This is a genomic window from Acinetobacter sp. V89_7 (genome assembly GCF_029967895.1).
Lineage (GTDB): Bacteria > Pseudomonadota > Gammaproteobacteria > Pseudomonadales > Moraxellaceae > Acinetobacter > Acinetobacter soli.
On sequence record NZ_JASCAJ010000031.1, the window covers coordinates 176,059 to 192,825 of the forward strand.

At 43.0% G+C, this 16,767-nt stretch carries 15 protein-coding genes; 6 read left to right on the forward strand and 9 right to left on the reverse strand.

Annotation, left to right across the window (positions count from 1 at the left end; translation table 11 throughout):
- Positions 1–28: 28 nt before the first annotated feature.
- On the reverse strand, positions 29–1,030 hold the full coding sequence (locus QLG00_RS12100) for a hypothetical protein (protein WP_004936031.1): 1,002 nt from the start codon (positions 1,028–1,030) through the stop codon (positions 29–31).
- A gap of 277 nt (positions 1,031–1,307) precedes the next feature.
- Here QLG00_RS12100 and QLG00_RS12105 point away from each other — a divergent pair, with 277 nt between their 5' ends.
- A complete protein-coding gene (locus tag QLG00_RS12105; protein ID WP_004946131.1) occupies positions 1,308–1,922 on the forward strand; it encodes a carbonic anhydrase in 615 nt (204 codons plus the stop codon).
- A gap of 38 nt (positions 1,923–1,960) precedes the next feature.
- Here the strand turns inward: QLG00_RS12105 and QLG00_RS12110 are convergent, their stop codons facing one another.
- Positions 1,961–2,590 carry an arylesterase gene (locus QLG00_RS12110; protein ID WP_282471146.1) on the reverse strand — a complete coding sequence of 210 codons (630 nt, stop codon included), beginning with the start codon at positions 2,588–2,590 and terminating at the stop codon, positions 1,961–1,963.
- Positions 2,591–2,638: 48 nt separating this feature from the next.
- Between QLG00_RS12110 and QLG00_RS12115 the strand changes: the two genes are divergently transcribed.
- Entirely contained in the window at positions 2,639–3,343 is a 705-nt protein-coding gene (locus QLG00_RS12115) for an ABC transporter ATP-binding protein (protein WP_004946140.1), read from the forward strand.
- On the forward strand, positions 3,340–5,817 hold the full coding sequence (locus QLG00_RS12120; RefSeq protein WP_282471087.1) for an FtsX-like permease family protein: 2,478 nt from the start codon (positions 3,340–3,342) through the stop codon (positions 5,815–5,817). The genes QLG00_RS12115 and QLG00_RS12120 overlap by 4 nt, the downstream gene beginning before the upstream one ends.
- A gap of 14 nt (positions 5,818–5,831) precedes the next feature.
- Here QLG00_RS12120 and QLG00_RS12125 read toward each other — a convergent pair whose 3' ends face one another.
- Positions 5,832–6,644, reverse strand: coding sequence for a rhomboid family intramembrane serine protease (locus QLG00_RS12125; protein ID WP_088458724.1), 813 nt, complete (start codon positions 6,642–6,644; stop codon positions 5,832–5,834).
- A gap of 81 nt (positions 6,645–6,725) precedes the next feature.
- Here QLG00_RS12125 and mtgA point away from each other — a divergent pair, with 81 nt between their 5' ends.
- On the forward strand, positions 6,726–7,400 hold the full coding sequence (mtgA, locus tag QLG00_RS12130; protein ID WP_004936051.1) for a monofunctional biosynthetic peptidoglycan transglycosylase: 675 nt from the start codon (positions 6,726–6,728) through the stop codon (positions 7,398–7,400).
- Positions 7,401–7,517: 117 nt separating this feature from the next.
- Entirely contained in the window at positions 7,518–9,593 is a 2,076-nt protein-coding gene (ppk1, locus tag QLG00_RS12135) for a polyphosphate kinase 1 (protein WP_004936054.1), read from the forward strand.
- 61 nt (positions 9,594–9,654) lie between these two features.
- Here ppk1 and oxyR read toward each other — a convergent pair whose 3' ends face one another.
- The 5 genes from oxyR to QLG00_RS12160 all read right to left on the reverse strand — a co-directional run bounded on the left by oxyR (position 9,655) and on the right by QLG00_RS12160 (position 13,777).
- A complete protein-coding gene (gene oxyR / locus QLG00_RS12140; protein ID WP_282471088.1) occupies positions 9,655–10,563 on the reverse strand; it encodes a LysR family transcriptional regulator OxyR in 909 nt (302 codons plus the stop codon).
- A 13-nt stretch (positions 10,564–10,576) separates the two neighbouring features.
- Positions 10,577–11,515 carry an esterase EstB gene (estB, locus tag QLG00_RS12145; RefSeq protein ID WP_004936062.1) on the reverse strand — a complete coding sequence of 313 codons (939 nt, stop codon included), beginning with the start codon at positions 11,513–11,515 and terminating at the stop codon, positions 10,577–10,579.
- Between the two features lie 52 nt (positions 11,516–11,567).
- The gene (gene rubB / locus QLG00_RS12150) at positions 11,568–12,749 is read right to left on the reverse strand and encodes a rubredoxin reductase RubB (protein ID WP_282471089.1); all 1,182 of its coding nucleotides are present in this window, start codon (positions 12,747–12,749) and stop codon (positions 11,568–11,570) included.
- Positions 12,750–12,827: 78 nt separating this feature from the next.
- Positions 12,828–12,992, reverse strand: a complete 165-nt coding sequence (gene rubA / locus QLG00_RS12155) for a rubredoxin RubA (RefSeq protein WP_004946157.1) — start codon at positions 12,990–12,992, stop codon at positions 12,828–12,830.
- A gap of 272 nt (positions 12,993–13,264) precedes the next feature.
- Positions 13,265–13,777 (reverse strand): YqiA/YcfP family alpha/beta fold hydrolase, encoded by a 513-nt coding sequence (locus QLG00_RS12160; RefSeq protein WP_233746598.1) that lies wholly within the window; start codon positions 13,775–13,777, stop codon positions 13,265–13,267.
- 255 nt (positions 13,778–14,032) lie between these two features.
- Here QLG00_RS12160 and lysS point away from each other — a divergent pair, with 255 nt between their 5' ends.
- On the forward strand, positions 14,033–15,565 hold the full coding sequence (lysS, locus tag QLG00_RS12165) for a lysine--tRNA ligase (RefSeq protein ID WP_004936075.1): 1,533 nt from the start codon (positions 14,033–14,035) through the stop codon (positions 15,563–15,565).
- A gap of 57 nt (positions 15,566–15,622) precedes the next feature.
- Here lysS and QLG00_RS12170 read toward each other — a convergent pair whose 3' ends face one another.
- The gene (locus tag QLG00_RS12170; protein ID WP_025095238.1) at positions 15,623–16,309 is read right to left on the reverse strand and encodes a superoxide dismutase; all 687 of its coding nucleotides are present in this window, start codon (positions 16,307–16,309) and stop codon (positions 15,623–15,625) included.
- Between the last annotated feature and the right edge of the window lie 458 nt (positions 16,310–16,767).

The window sequence follows — 16,767 nt, forward strand, 5'->3', positions numbered from 1 at the left end:
TAAAAAAAGCCGCATTAGCGGCTTTTTTTTATAGCTTTAACAGTTGTTGTGTTTCAGCTGCGTAGTAAAACTTTTCTAAGTAATGTCGTGCTCGTGTCGCCAAGTATTGTGTTTCGAGCATTTGACTCAAAATAGGTTTTAAGAGCGCACTTAACTCATGTTCAATCAGCGGTTCATGGATGTTCAGATCTTGAAGCAATTGATCAAAGGTACGTTCCTGATTACGTGCATACCACGCGTAAATACCATCATGCACTTGCTGTTTTAAGTAATCGGTCTGCCGAAGATGTTGCCAGATTTCATGCCCCATCGACACGGTGTTGGGTAAATCTTCAACTTCAATATAGTGGCGTAAAACACTCAGCGGTTGGAGTTTGATCTTGTGCCATAAATTGGCCTGAAAATGATAGAGCTTATCATCGCTAAAATGCTGATTGAGCACACTTTCACTGAGCTGGCTCAGCTTGGAAATATTCTTGTGCAAGTAATTTGAGACAGTTGCATCTAGGTTTGAATCGGTGACCGATTCAAGTACCGATTTGCCCATTTTCATGAACCGTCCTACACCCGGCACTTTTTTGGCCATGAGTGAATTGTCCATGTAATCTTGTATCGCATGTTGAATCAACTGGCTCACCATAGCCGAAAACGCGGGATTGTTGGTGACCCGTTTGATTAATGCCTTGCGGTGGTCACTTTTACTGGCGATGTATTGTGCGATACGATCGATGGTGAGCACTGGAATCACATCTTGAATCAGCGTTTGATCATTGAGCGGGTGAATCAGAGCAAAACGAATATGCTCTGCAATTTGATCAATCAAAAACGCCGTTGCAGGGGTATTTAAAATTTGTTTTTCAATCAACTGCTGAATCTGTTCAAATGACCAGATGTGCTGAAGCTGCTGTTGTTTGAACCAATGATAGAAGCTTGAAAACTCTGCTTGAATGGTCTCGGGTGCAGAAAACTCGTGTTGTAAAAATGCCAGATGTGCGTCAATCAATTGTTCAATCACTGGGTGTTTTTGCATGTTCAGCTTAATTTGAAAAGAATGCCTTCATACTAAAAGATATCCGCACAATTTGAAATGACCCTTTTTATGGAATATGGCAAATGATTTATCTATTTCAAATACACAAATTAAAATATCAATCATATAAAAAGTGATTTAAATTCATTTGGTTAGAACTATATTGATTGCAAAATAACAATATATAAATTTGTTGTAAGAGTTGAGATTTTGTCAGTGACTTTCTATAAGGAGCTGATTAAACTTATCTAAATTTTTAGTTGGATGGTAGAACAAAATGTTAACCGCACAAGAAGCATTGGATCGTCTAAAAGCTGGAAATCAGAGATTTATGAAAGGTGAAACCACCAATCATACTCTCGTGAGCCATCAAGAGCGTGCAGAAATGGCAGAAGGCCAAAACCCTTTTGCGATTATTTTAGGCTGTTCAGATTCACGTGTACCGGCTGAAATGGTTTTCGACCAAGGCTTAGGTGATTTGTTCGTGATTCGTGTGGCAGGTAACGTTGTTGCACCATCGCAAGTAGGTAGTGTTGAATTTGCTGCTGAACGATATGATTGTGCAGTGGTTGTGGTACTCGGTCATAGTCATTGTGGTGCGATACAAGCCACGGTAGATACTTTGCTCAATCCAGAAAATCCACCTTCTGACAACCTGATGTCTATTGTGAATCGTGTACGTCCATCAGTTGAAATTTTGCTGCAAACTGATTTAAAACACGATCACAATAAACTTTGTATGCATGCCATTCGTTCAAATGTATTTGCATCGGTCAATCAATTAAGACACGGTTCTGCTGTACTTGAAAGCTTGATTGCCAAAGGCAAAATGATTGTCGTGGGTGCAGAATACTCACTTGAGACAGGTGAAGTTAATTTTTTTGATTTCTAAGTCCTGATACGTCGGCAGACGGTTGGGCAAAAGGCGTCTTATAAGGCGCCTTTTACGTATGGATATGCCGTTTTGAGTAAAATAGACTGCGCTTTGGCATTTGGATGAATCTGATCTTTTTGCATTAACGTTTTATTGCCTGCAACCCCTTCAAGAAAAAATGGCAAAAGTTTGACCTTATACTTTTGACTGACCACTTTATAATTATTTTCAAATGCCTGACTGTATGCACTGCCGTAATTCGGTGGAATTTTCATTCCAAATAAAACAACTTTGGCTTGAGCAGCTTGACCTTGCTGAACCAGTTTTTCAAGATTCGCACGAATCAACTGAGGGGGTTGGCCGCGAAGTGCATCGTTGCCACCTAGCTCAACAACCATAACTTGCGGTTTGTAGGTTTGCAGCAATTTGGGTAGTCGTGCGAGTGCGCCGCTGGTGGTTTCTCCACTCACACTGGCGTTAATGACTTTATGCTGTTTAGGATCGTCCCGATCGAGACGCTTTTGTAAAAGTGCAACCCAGCCCTGTTCAGGATTGATGCCATAACCTGCACTCAAACTATCACCGACTACTAAAATCGTTTTAGCTGAAACCGCAAATGGCATGATGCTAAATGAACCAATAATTAACCATTTTGTCCATTTTCCGTTTAAAAACATGTTATACAGTTGCATAGTAAGTCGTCGATGCTTTCACCAGAGGGGATACTGACCATCATGCCACAACCAATAATTTCTGCCCATCACCTGACACAATCTGTGCAATTTAATAACAATCAGTTAACGATTTTAGATCAGATCAATTTGGAAATTTTTGCTGGGGAACAGGTAGCAATTACAGGTCGTTCTGGCTCTGGAAAATCTACTTTATTGGGAGTGCTGGCAACCCTAGATAGACCTTCTTCGGGTGAGCTATGGGTGTGTGGTCAGGCAGTACATGGAATGTCGGAAGAGCAGCGTGCGACTTTAAGATTAGAGCATATTGGCTTTGTTTTTCAGTCTTTTCAGCTTCTGCCGCATTTGAGCGCACTTGAAAATGTGATGCTACCGCTACGCTTACAGGCATCATTTCACTTTAAAGATGCCGAGATGAAAGCACGAGAATGGCTTGCACGCGTGGGGCTTGAGCGTCAAGTTGAGCAAACACCTAAAGTTCTTTCTGGCGGGGAACAGCAGCGCGTTGCCATTGCACGTGCACTCATCGCCGAGCCAAAACTGGTATTTGCCGATGAACCTACAGGCAATCTAGATGGCCAAACCGCAAAAGAGATTGAACGTTTATTGTTTAAACTGAATCAGGAGCTCGGGACTACATTGGTGTTGGTGACGCACGATCAAAAACTGGCCAGTCAATGTCAGCGGCATTTTAATCTGGTCGATGGACGTATCAATGAAGAACTGGCAAAGGTGGAGCATGTATGAGTTCACTTTTAAAACCGTTATTGTTGCAAAGTTTACGAACGGGCGGGCTTTATTTATTGATCATTGCCTTATCGTTGGCGATCAGCGCAACCACTGCTTTAAAATTTAGTAACAATCAGGTCAAACAAGCCGTCAATCTACAAGCTGCGCAAATGCTGGCGGCCGATCTGGTGCTTTCCGATCAAGACCCTTTATCAAACCAGTGGTCACAGCGTGCGACACAAGATGGACTCAAACAATCGCGTGTCACGCTGTTTAGTTCAATGGCACGCACCGAGCAAAACTTTGTGATGGTCAATGTAAAAGCAATTGATTCGGCCTTTCCATTACGAGGTGAACTGCGTATTCAGCCGGCACAAAAAACGCCAGCAATAGGGGAGATCTGGCTGAGCACACGGGCTATGGAATTGCTGAAAGTGAAGCTGAACGACACGGTTTATATTGCCGATGGTCAATTCCGTGTGGCAGGTGTCATTGCGCATGATTCCAATCAGGAGCTGGGTTTTTCTGGTTTTTCTCCGACTGTGATCATCAATCAGAATGATGTCGCGAAAACCAATGCCATTCAGGTGGGTAGTCGGATCGAATACCGGTTGCTCCTTGCAGGCCGCCCAGATCAGACCAAACGCTTTGCAGATGAATTTAAGCGTCTGCAACAAACGGACAGCAGCAGTGCACAGCAAGCAGATTCTGAAAGTGCAACCACCTTGCGTCTACGTGATGCCACGCAAGGTAATACTCGTTTGGTCAAACCGATTGAAAATCTAGACACCTTTTTGCAACTGGCAAATATTTTAACCATTCTACTCTGCGGGATTGCCATTGCCCTGACCAGTCAGCGCTATGTACAGCAAAACCAAGACCACATCGCGTTGATTCGATGCTTGGGTGCCAGCAAGGCACAGGTTTTATGGGCTTATATGGGGCTGCTCGCGATTGTAAGCTTCATTTCAATTGTACTGGGCAGTGCAATAGGTGTCGGTTTAGGCTTTGGACTACTGCAACTCATGCTCCAGTTAATGCCGCAGTTACAACTGAATTTTTCAGTCTGGGATATCTGGATTGGCCCATTACCAACGGCCATCTTTACCAGCATGGTGGTTTTGTTCGGATTTATCTTACCGAGTGTGTGGGAGCTGTTAAATACGCCGCCAATTCGGGTGATTCGTCAGGAAGTTCGGTCTAAGCGCTCACTGGCGCTGATGTTTCTTGCCGGTATCATTAGTCTAATTGTGTTCAGTCTGGTGTTGAGTGATAACCTTCAACTGAGCGCACTTATGCTTGCTGCAATTTTACTCTTAAGTTTGTTGCTGTATGGGGTGGTCTGGAGTGTACTTAAGTTCATCAAAGGCCTTAAAAACGGACTTTCAGCCTATGTGCGCTTACCGCATCAGAGTGCAATCCAAATTACTGCTTTGGCGTTAGGAATCAGTCTGATTACGGTGCTGAGTGTCTTACGGGTCGATTTGCTTGAGCGCTGGCAAGAACAATTGCCTGAAGGGACGCCTAATCAATTTGTTTATGGTTTACCGCCATTCGACATGCCGCAGCTGCAACAGCAATTAACCCAAAACGGTTGGAAAAGCACGCCGCTATACCCGAATATCCGTGGTCGACTGGTGGCTAAAAACGATCGCGCCTTTACGCCCGAACAAGTCCAACAAAACAATGCACTGCGCCGTGAACTGAATTTAACTCAATCACGCACATTCCCAAACGATAATAAAATTGTTTCAGGGGTAACGCGCTTTAATCAAGTCAATCAAGTGTCGGTAGAGGCTAAACTGGCCGAAGAGCTGGGGATTAAAATTGGCGATAAACTGACCTTTCAATTGCCTGAAGGTCCGTTGTCTGCCCGAGTGATTAACCTAAGAACCGTGGAGTGGGAAAGTTTCAGCCCGAATTTCTTCTTTATTTTCTCACCATCGACCATCGATGAGAATTCAGGCAGTTATTTAGGGAGTTTTTATGTTCCCCCGCAAGACAAAGCCAAACTGGTAGGGCTTATTCAGCAATTTAGCAATACCGTCTTTATCGATGTCAGCTTGATCTTGGAAGAAGTCAAACGACTGGTCGGTGTTTTGGTGCAAATTATTACTGTACTTGCCGTATTGGTCGGTATTTCGGGCTTATTGGTGTTAATTGCGTGTTTGAATCTTTTAATGGATGAGCGGCGTCAGGAAGTGGCTGTGTTACGTTCGTTTGGTATTGCCAAAAGCAAGCTCAAACAATTGCTGATGCTTGAAGTCGGATTAATGGGTTTGTTGTCTGGGATTGTCGCATGTTTATTTGCAGAAGTGATTAGTGCGGTTGCCAGTTACAAGATGAACATTGCAGTTCAGTGGCATCCTGAAATCTGGTTGATTTTACCACTCACAATGATGGTGGTCTGTGCCCTGATTGGGCGTTATCGTCTCAGTTATTTATGTGACATTCCGCCACTGCAAAGTCTAAGAGAGCTGAATCAATCTTGATTCAATGGGCCAGCTTATAGATTAAGCTGGCTTTTCATTTGCATCAGAATGTGTTGCCACAGTTCTAAAATAGGCGCCAACAAACTGAGACAGTATTGATAAGCTAAATAGCACAATACACTCCCCGTGGCTAAGCCGACAAGTTTTGCCACTGTGCTCACGGCGAAGCGCTGCCCCACATACCAGATCAGTGCCAGTAATGCGCCCATGAGCATCCCCCCAATATGCGCAGCGTTATTGATGCCGGTTGCCATGAAACCAAAGGCCAAGTTAATCGCCATAATGATCAACAACGCTTTTTTGTCGAGAATAAAACGTTGCCTCGGCAATGCAGGTAATATTGCCAGTATTGTGAGTGCGCCGCCAAGCCCCATCACCGCGCCAGAGGCACCGGCTCCCACATGGGGCAGTAAACTTGGATCAAAGTTTTCAAGTAGTGCATAACTGTCACGAATGGCGATATAACCACTGAGCAGACTCCCGGCTAGGCCGGCCAGAATATACAGGCCCAGATAATACCCGCGTCCGAGTAGTTGTTCGGCAATGTTGCCAAACACATACAATGCCCACATGTTCAGCATGAGATGAATCAAGCCAAAATGAAAAAACATGCTGGTAAACAGACGAGCCGGTTGCTCAAGATAGGTGAGCGGCGCAAAATCGGCTCCCCAGTAAATGGCATCGGATGTGGTCGGGTTACTGGCATCTACGCCATGCATGATCTGCCAGACAAATAAACCCACGTTTATCATGATCAGTACAGCTGTAATCCACCAACTGTAGAGGTCAAGTTTACGATTCATCTGAGGTGGTCTTAGATCAGTCATGCTATGCTTTTGTAATCATTCAATAAGAGCGATAAAGTAGCTTAGCATGAAACTACAAACTCTCTGGAGAAAAGCGCTGACATGAAACGTTTTTTTGTACGTGTTATTTTGGCACTTGTCAGTGTTGTACTTCTGGTTCAACTTTGGATTTTTGCAAGTTTAGTATGGTGGCGCACGCAGCCTGTCAATACCAGCATGTTTATGCGCATTGCATCGTGGTCAGAGCCCTCTAAACCGCTTCAACACCATTGGCGTGACTACGACAATATTAGTAATAATTTCAAGCGAGCAGTAGTGGCTGCCGAAGATGGCAAGTTTTTGCAGCATCATGGTTTTGACTGGGATGGTATTCAGTACGCTTTGGAAAAAAATGAAAAATCAGGTGAAGTGGTCAATGGTGGATCGACTATCTCGCAGCAGTTGGCCAAGAATCTATTTTTATTCAATCAGCGTTCTTTTTTGCGCAAGGGCCAAGAAGCGATTGCGACTTGGATGATGGAGCGAATGTGGTCGAAGCAGCGTATTTTAGAAGTGTATATGAACTCGGTTGAATTTGGTGAACATATTTATGGTGTAGAGGCGGCATCTCAATATTACTTTAACCGCAGTGCTAAAAACTTAAGCCGAGAACAAGCTGCGTTTTTGGCTGCCTTACTACCCAATCCAAAGTACTATCAAAACAACCGAAACGATGCCAAATTTCGTTTTAAACAGCGCTTTACACTAAAATATATGCGCTACAGTCAAATTCCTTAAGAATCGAGATGTGTAATGAATATAAAAAACGTACTTTTAGTGCGTTTTTTTATGTAATTGAAATAATTTTGAAGCATACTAATTCAATCACGAAGCTTTTGTAGATAGGGTTGGCGCATGAATACTGCGATAACAACGACACCAGTAGAATATACTTACAACGATCGATATATTAATCGTGAATTATCCATTTTAGATTTTCATCTTCGGGTTTTAGAGCAGGCGGTTGATCCGCTCCATCCTTTGCTCGAGCGCATGAATTTTTTACTGATTTTTTCACGAAATCTTGACGAGTTTTTTGAAATTCGTGTGGCCGGTATTCTAGAGCAGCTAGATTTGGGTAACGAAAGCCGAAGCCCCGATGGTCTGACGCCTAAACAGGTACTCGAGCAAATTTCACAAACAGCACATGCCGCGATTGAGCGTCAATACCGTATCTTAAATGAAGAAATATTGCCAAAACTACGTGACGAAGATATCTGTTTCTTGCGCCGTGGCGAACTTACCCCTGCACAATCGGCATGGGTGAAAAAATATTTTCAAGAGCAGGTTGCGCCAGTACTCACCCCAATCAGCTTAGACCCTGCACATCCATTTCCGCGTTTGGTCAATAAAAGCCTTAACTTTGTAATTACGCTCGAAGGTAAAGATGCTTTTGGCCGTCAAATTGACTTAGCAGTTGTACCGGCGCCGCGTTCACTACCGCGTGTAGTTCGTTTACCCGACGAGCTTACAGGAGGTAAAGAACATCATGTGATGTTGTCTGCTATTATCCATGAACATGTGTCTGATCTGTTTCCGGGTATGACCGCAACGGGCTGTTATCAATTCCGTGTCACACGAAATGCAGATTTGGCACTCAATGAAGATGTTGAAGATTTGGCTAAAGCACTAAAAGGTGAGCTGAGTTCCCGCCGCTTTGGTCGAGCCGTACGTTTAGAAGTAACAGAAAACTGTCCAAAACATATTTATAACTATCTGCTCGAAGAATTTGATCTGGATGAAGATCAGCTTTATAAGGTGGAAGGTCCAGTCAATTTGGCCCGTTTATTGTCAAACTTCAAACGTCCACATTTGCGTTATGACTCGCACACACCTGTTATTCCAAAGGTGCTTAAAAAGTCTGAGAATGTTTTTGCTGCCATGCAAAAACAGGACATTTTACTGCATCATCCGTTTGAATCGTTTGCACCTGTAATTAATTTATTGCGTGAAGCTGCGCGTGATCCACAGGTCTTGGCAATTAAGCAAACCCTTTATCGTAGTGGTCCCGATTCAGAAATTGTTCAAGTGCTGGTTGAAGCAGCGCGTAACGGTAAAGAAGTAACGGCAGTGATCGAATTGCGTGCGCGCTTTGACGAAGAGTCAAATATTGCAGTGGCAAATGTGTTGCAAGAAGCCGGTGCAGTGGTGGTATATGGCATTGTTGGTTATAAAACCCATGCCAAAATGATTCTGGTGGTACGCCGTGAAAATAACAAGCTGGTACGTTATGTGCACTTAGGCACGGGGAACTACCATGCTGGTAATGCACGGATTTATACCGACTATGGCCTCATGACCACAGACAAAGAGTTGTGTGAAGATGTACATCGCATTTTTCAGGAACTCACTGGTATGGGTAAAATGGCCAAACTGAAAAAGTTGTTGCATGCACCTTTTACCTTACACGCTCAACTCCTCAATTATATTGACGATGAAATTGCCAATGCCAAGGCAGGTAAGCCGGCGCAGATTATTGTCAAGGTCAATGCACTGACCGAAATGCAGCTGATCAATAAATTGTATGAAGCATCACAAGCAGGCGTACAGATCGATTTAATTATTCGTTCGATTTGCTGTTTACGTCCAGGTTTACCGGGGCTGTCGGAAAATATCCGTGTGCGTTCAATTGTAGGCCGTTTCCTTGAGCATACCCGCGTGTATTACTTTAGCAATAATGGTGATGCCCGAATTTACTGTTCAAGTGCAGACTGGATGGATCGTAATTTATTTAATCGTGTTGAAGCATGTTTCCCGATTGAAGATCCAGCGCTGAAAAAGCGAATTTATCAGCAAGGTCTGGTTAATTACCTCAAAGATAATCAGCAAGCATGGTTACTTCAAGGAGATGGGACATGGATACGCGTACAGGCAAAAGAAGGGGAAGAACTGCATAATGCCCAACAAACCCTGATTTCACTATTTGCTTAATTAATCTCTCATAAAAAAAAGGAGCCTTAAACGGGCTCCTTTTTTATTTTAACTGGGTGTATTAATCCCTTAATGACGATGTGATACGTTTTAAGATATCTAAAATCACATCAAATTCGCTTTGAAGCGGTGTGCTCTTACGTGTAATCAATGCAAGAACACGACTTGGTGCATTTTCAATTTCTTTCACCATCAAGTCATCGTTAAACTTGAGCATATGCGTATTGATTGCAATTTCTGGCAATAACGTAAAGCCAAGATTTGAAGACACCATTTCTACGAGTGTAGGAAGTGAACTGGCTTTTAAGCGATTGTCATTTTTACGTTCACCAACCGGACAAGCACTGAGTGCATGATCACGTAAGCAATGACCTTCTTCGAGCAGCATCAAACGTGATAAATCGAGGTCATCGAGAGACTGCGCCGAAGATGCATGCTTATCGTGTTTGTTGCAGACCAAGAACAGGTTTTCTTTGGCAATATCGACAACTTTGAGTCCACGCGTATCGAACGGTAGTGCCAGCACCACCATGTCCAAATTGCCGTGTTCAAGACGTTCAACAATTTTTTCACTTTGTGCTTCGTGCAGATGCAACTGAATTTTTGGCAGTTGCTTATGCACTTCTTCAAGTAGTTGAGTCAAGATAAAAGGTGCAATCGTTGGAATAATACCAAGATGAAGATCACCAGTCAGCGGTTCACTCATTTCACGGCTCAGTCGCATCAGATCTTGAGCATCTGCTAACAGGACTCGGGCGCGTGCAACGACTTGTTCCCCTAAAGGTGTTAAACGCACGTTTTGACGATCTCGTTCAACCAGTACGCCACCAAGCAAGCGTTCTAATTCCATGATGCCGCCAGACAGTGTCGATTGAGTGACAAACGAGCGGCGTGCTGCTTCAGTGAAGTGCAATGTTTCCGACAGTGTTACTAAATATGACAGCTGTCTTAGGGAGGGTAATGCAGCCATAATGTCCTAATGCTTATGATCTAAAGTGATTCGCAATTAAATGACTAAGCTGAGGGATAAAATGGGGCGGAATATCGTGTCCCATTCCATCAATTAATTCAAACTTAGCGCCTTTAATTGCTTTTGCAACAGCCTTACCATGACTAGGAGGTAACAACCGATCTTTCGAGCCGTGTACCACAAGGGTGGGCTGAGTAATCTGTTTGTCCAGTTGTAGTAAGGACCCCGTACATAATATTGCTAAAAACTGTTGAAGTACACCCGCAGGGTGATAACTTCGTTGATACAGTTTACGCGCAGTCTGTATTGCTTCGACCTGATTCACATATCCCGGTGATCCAATAATTTCGAATAATCTCAGACTATGATTAATAATACCATCTTCATCGGTGCTTTTGGGCTTACCAATTAGACTAAATAGTTGTTTTGGAAATGGAGGCGGTAACAGAGGTTGATTATTGCTGGTAAACATCAGGACCAACTTTTCAACTTTCTCAGGATATTTGGCAGATAAAATCTGTGCAATCATGCCACCCATCGATGCGCCGACCACATGCACCCGATCTAGATGCATGGCTTCGATAAGCAGGGCAACATCTTCAGCCATATCATATAAAGTGTAAGGTGCACCTTGATTTTCAAGCCCGAGTGCAAAACGTCCCATGAGCTTAAGGGTGTTTAGCCGTTTGCCTTTATTGCGAATTTTAGAGGACAGACCAATATCTCGGTTGTCAAAGCGAATCACGTAAAAGCCCTGATCGATAAGGGATTTACAGAAAAAATCGGGCCAGAATAGCATCTGGGCGCCTAAGCCCATGATTAACAGTAGGGGAGGATGAGCCGGATTACCACCCACCTCAACATGCAATTCCAAGTCGTTACTGAGTTTGACTTTGGTTTCATGCATAAAGGCGGTATACGGCGAAGCGCTAAACTGCAAAGCACGATTCATGTTTATTTCCGTAAAGAAAGGACATTCCCCTGAATGCCCTGATAATAAAAATCTAAGCCTGTGCAGGCATTAAGTCAGGTACCAATTTGGTTAAGCTTAGGCGTTGTTTACCAGCAGTTGCTCCAAGCAGAACAAAACCACGTAACGTTTCTGAGCTATCCACCGCTTTAGCGAGCATACCGTCTTCAAAGGTTTCAGTTTCCCAATTCACGTCTACGTCGACTGGCGCAGGTAAAACGGTTAGCGGTGCAGCTGGTGTTTTCACCGCCACAGGCATGGCTGGATAATGCACTTGCGTGGTCTCGCCGTTGAGGGTTTTGGCCAGTGCGCGTGCTTGTTGCATAATCGGCATGACATAAGGCAAGAGCGTCCCATTGACCTCAGCACAGTCTCCAATGGCATAAATATCCGTTTGATTGGTCTCAAGCAAACTGTTGGTCAAGATGCCACGGCTAGTGGTCACTCCCGCCTGTTTGGCTAAATCGATATTGGGCTGTAAACCAATTGCGGAAAGTACAACGTCGGCAAGCAACGTTTGTCCATTGGCGAGAGTTACCACATAGTCTTGATTGTCATTCGTTTTTGAAACTTTCTCGACGGTGGTCGAAAGAACAAACTGAATACCGCTCGCTTCAAGCTTACTCTGAAATGCTTCAGCTACATGTGCAGGTAACAAACGGCCCAATGGACGTGCAGAAAGATCAATCACGGTAACGTGATGCCCCGTATGCTGTAAGTCATTGGCAAACTCACAGCCAATGAGTCCTGCACCTAAAATGACCACACGTTTATCATCACGCTGTGCAAGGCGTTCTCGAAAAGCCCGGTAATCAATCAATGAATTGACCACATGAATATCATCGCTTGCATCACCACCAATCGCCAGACGGATTGGATTGGCACCTACGGCTAAGATCAGTTTGGAATAGGGTTGTTGGCGTGTTTGTCCGTTGTGTTCTAAAGTCAGTTCATGTTGATCTGGATCTATGGCTGTTACAACGGTATCGGACAAAATGTCCATCGAAAGCTGAGCACTCATTTTCGCTGCATCACCTAACGGAATTTGCTCAGGTGCCTTGTTACCTGCTAAGGCATTCGATAAGGTTGGTTTGGCGTAATTGACTGCATCATCCGCACTAATCATGACCAATGCCTGTTCAGGATTTAACTTGCGAAACTCACGAGCAAGGGTATAACCCGCCATGCCTGATCCAATGATGACGATAGGATGCATTCTTTTTCTCCAAAACTTAATAAAACAGATTCAATCAAAAAGACCATGTAAACGGACATGGTCTTTTAAAATAAATAATCAAACTTCGATCATTTCAAAATCGGCTTTTGAAACGCCGCAGTCTGGGCAGGTCCAGTCGTCAGGAATGTCATCCCACTTGGTACCTGGTGCAATGCCGTCTTGTGGCCAGCCTTCAGCTTCGTCGTAAATCCACCCACAAACGATGCATTGATATTTTTTCATTTGATTCTCCAACCTGATAAGTTCGCGTCAGCTGCCTTTCAGTAAAACAATTCCATATGATCTAATCATGACTTTGAATATAAACATTACCGGTGTTCATATTGGCTTAGATTCTTGCGCAGTTCGACATCTAAGTAAAGTGAATACACGAGTTTAATCTTTCATAATAAAAGTAAAATGGCTGATCAGGACAAAACTGATGTTATTTGGGCAATTCCAGCTTTTATCAGGCGGATTTGTTTGGTTTTTATTCGTTACGTTTATCTATTTCTTTAGCGTAAAGGCTGGAAATACTCGTTTTTAATATGTTCAATGAGCGTGTTGAGTTTCGCTGGATGTTCTAAACGATGATGTCCGCCTTCAATGGCATCGACCAACATATAATCTTCGAGCAAATTTTTAATTTCATACATGTCGAGCGTTTCATCTCCAAGCTCTAAATAGGCAATTTTGGGATTGTCGTTATCGAGTTCTTGTAAGGCCAGCGCTGGATAATCTTCACGAAAGCTCGGCGCAATGCTCGGATTGGCCACAATTGCAGGAAGCTTAAACTGCGAAGACAGTTTTAAGGCCCAGTAGCCGCCCAAATTATGTCCGACCAATACGTCAGGCTTGATGGTCAGTACGATGTTCTGATAAAAGTCCGCAACAGTTTCATAGCTCAGGTTACGGTAGTCAATCGTAATACAGAACTTATTGTCACTTTGAATAGCATGGAATTTTGTCGATTCACGCGAAGAATCTAGGCCATGCATAAATAAAATTTTTAAACGCGGTAACATCATTATGATTATATAGACTCATGCTAACGAAAGAGATTTCAAGGCATTGGATCTATCCAGACCTGATCGAATAATCATTAGTTTACCGAGTGATGTTTCAAATTTATCTTAGCGTTTGGTCTAAGATTTACGCGATTTTTCAACAAAAATGTAAGCGGAAATAACTTTTTTCATGTGCGGGCGTAAAGAAGACATACGAAATTGTAACGAGTTCTGTTAAGCTATACGACTTCATTTTTTTATCTTATCGAGGCAGAGATGACGCAACCAAACGTTCAATCGACTTCCGAACCTATTATTTCCGAAAACGATTTAATTGCACAGCGTCATGCCAAGTTAAAACAGATTCAAGACAATGCCAAGGCATCTGGCAAAAGTGTCTGGCCAAATACTTTCAAACGTGAGCACTATGCGGCTGACTTGCAAGAACAGTTTAAAGATTTAGACAAAGCGCAGATTGAAGGCGCCGAAAAGACCTACGTTAAAGTTGCGGGTCGTGTCATGCTCAATCGTGGCTCGTTCATGGTGATTCAGGATATGACGGGTCGTATCCAGCTTTATGTCGACCGCAAAGGCTTGCCGCAAGAAACCTTAGATACCATTAAGAGCAACCTTGATCTTGGCGATATTATTGCAGCTGAAGGTTATATTGGTCGTTCTGGTAAAGGTGATTTGTATGTTCACCTTGAAGGTTTTGAGCTATTGACCAAGTCACTTCGTCCGTTACCAGACAAATTTCACGGTCTGACCGATACCGAAGCGAAATATCGCAAGCGTTATCTCGACCTGATTGTCAATGAAGAAACGCGTAAGACCTTTGAAATCCGTGCCAAAGTGGTTGCAGGCATTCGTGCCTTCTTAACCAATGAGCGTTTTATGGAAGTCGAAACGCCAATGATGCATGTAATTCCGGGTGGCGCTTCAGCACAACCTTTTGTTACGCATCACAATGCACTCGATATGGAGCTTTATTTACGTATTGCACCAGAGCTGTATTTAAAACGTTTGGTGGTGGGTGGATTCGAGCGTGTGTTTGAAATTAACCGTAACTTCCGTAACGAAGGAGTTTCGACGCGTCATAATCCTGAATTTACCATGATCGAGTTTTATCAGGCTTATGCAGACTATAAAGACCTGATGCAATTAACCGAAAACATGCTGGAAAAACTGGCGCTGGATATTTTGGGTAGCACCGATGTGCCGTATGGCGAAGAAGTGTTTAGCTTTAAAGGTCCGTTTAAAAAGATTTCAATGTTTGATGCGATTTTGGAGCACAATCCACAATTCACAGCTGAAAATGTTGGGGATCGCGAGTTCTTGGCTCAGTTTGTAAAAGACGAGTTAAAAGAACAGGTGAAGCCAAGTTTTGGTTTAGGTAAATTGCAAACAATTGTGTTTGAAGAAACAGTGGAAACACAGTTGCGTCAGCCAACCTTTATTACCGAATATCCAGCTGAAACGTCGCCTTTGGCTCGTCGTAATGATGATAATCCGCATATTACAGACCGCTTCGAGTTCTTTATCGGGGGGCGTGAGCTGGCGAATGGTTTCTCTGAGTTAAATGATCCAATTGATCAGGCAGAGCGTTTCTTGGCACAAGTTGCAGAAAAAGACGCGGGTGATGATGAAGCGATGCATTACGATGCAGACTTTATTGAAGCACTTGAATATGGTTTACCGCCAACCGCAGGTCAGGGAATCGGTATTGATCGTTTGGTGATGTTGTTTGCCAATGCACCAAGTATCCGTGACGTCTTATTGTTCCCGCATATGCGCCGTAAAGATGCCTAAGCGTTTTTCTGCGTAGCAAAAAAAAGAGTTTCTTTGTAGAAACTCTTTTTTTTCAACTTATTTTTTCATGGCTTGCATATAGCGTTCATTCACTTTATTCCAGTTCACCACAGACCAAAACGCTTTAATATAGTCGGCACGTCGGTTTTGGTATTTCAAGTAATAGGCATGTTCCCATACGTCAAGTCCTAATAAAGGTTGACCCTTGGTTTCGGCCAGATCCATCAATGGATTGTCCTGATTTGGTGTCGATGTAATCGCAAGCTTTCCTTCTGGGCTCACAATCAGCCATGCCCAGCCTGATCCAAAACGTCCGGTTGCAGCTTCATTGAATTTTTGTTTGAAGGCGTCCATAGAGCCAAAATCTTGAGTGATCTGTTTGGTTAAAGCCGCACTGGGTTGTCCTGTTTTATTGGCAGGTGCAAGGCTCTCCCAAAAAAAGGTGTGATTAAAATGTCCGCCACCATTATTACGTACCGCCGTATTGTATTTTGAAATTTGCTTTTGTAACTGAACCGGATCCATTTTATCCAGTTCTGGGTAGGTTTTGATTTGAGCATTTAAGTTGTCTACATACGCTTTATGGTGCTTGCCGTAATGTAGCTCCATGGTTTGCTGATCAATAGCAGGTTGTAGCGCATTGGTCGCATATGGCAAAGGTGCTTGTTTGAATTCTGCCCAAGCAGAAACACTCATGACTGAACCAGCAATAACTAAAAGTGTTGTTTTCAATGTATTTTTCATGAACGGTGAAATCCTTGAGTGATCTTGTTTTCACTTTGCATATTAGCGGGTTTGAAAAATGAAATGATTATTGGTTACATTTATACAGCAAAGATTTCAGCTAAAATTAAGCTTATGATTAATTTAAATCTGGCGCTGTATCTTTTGTGTGACGCTGCATAAATATTGTGTAGCTCGGGGTTTTATTTTTTTAAACCAATCACCATGATCTCAAGCATAATTTTTGTTGTCATAACTTCTCGTTTAAAGCTGAAATATGTCTCATGCTGATATGCTTATCAATAAAATCGGGTAGGCAGCAGAATAGGGCTACGGCATAATAGGTTTTTTTAATCTGCATAGTGGTTTAAGCTCAAAATTGCATGTTGTATATGATGAATTTAGATATGTTTATGAAAAAACATGCAAAGCAAAAGCTTTTTACATCACTATAATGAATATCTATTCCCAGATCTAGC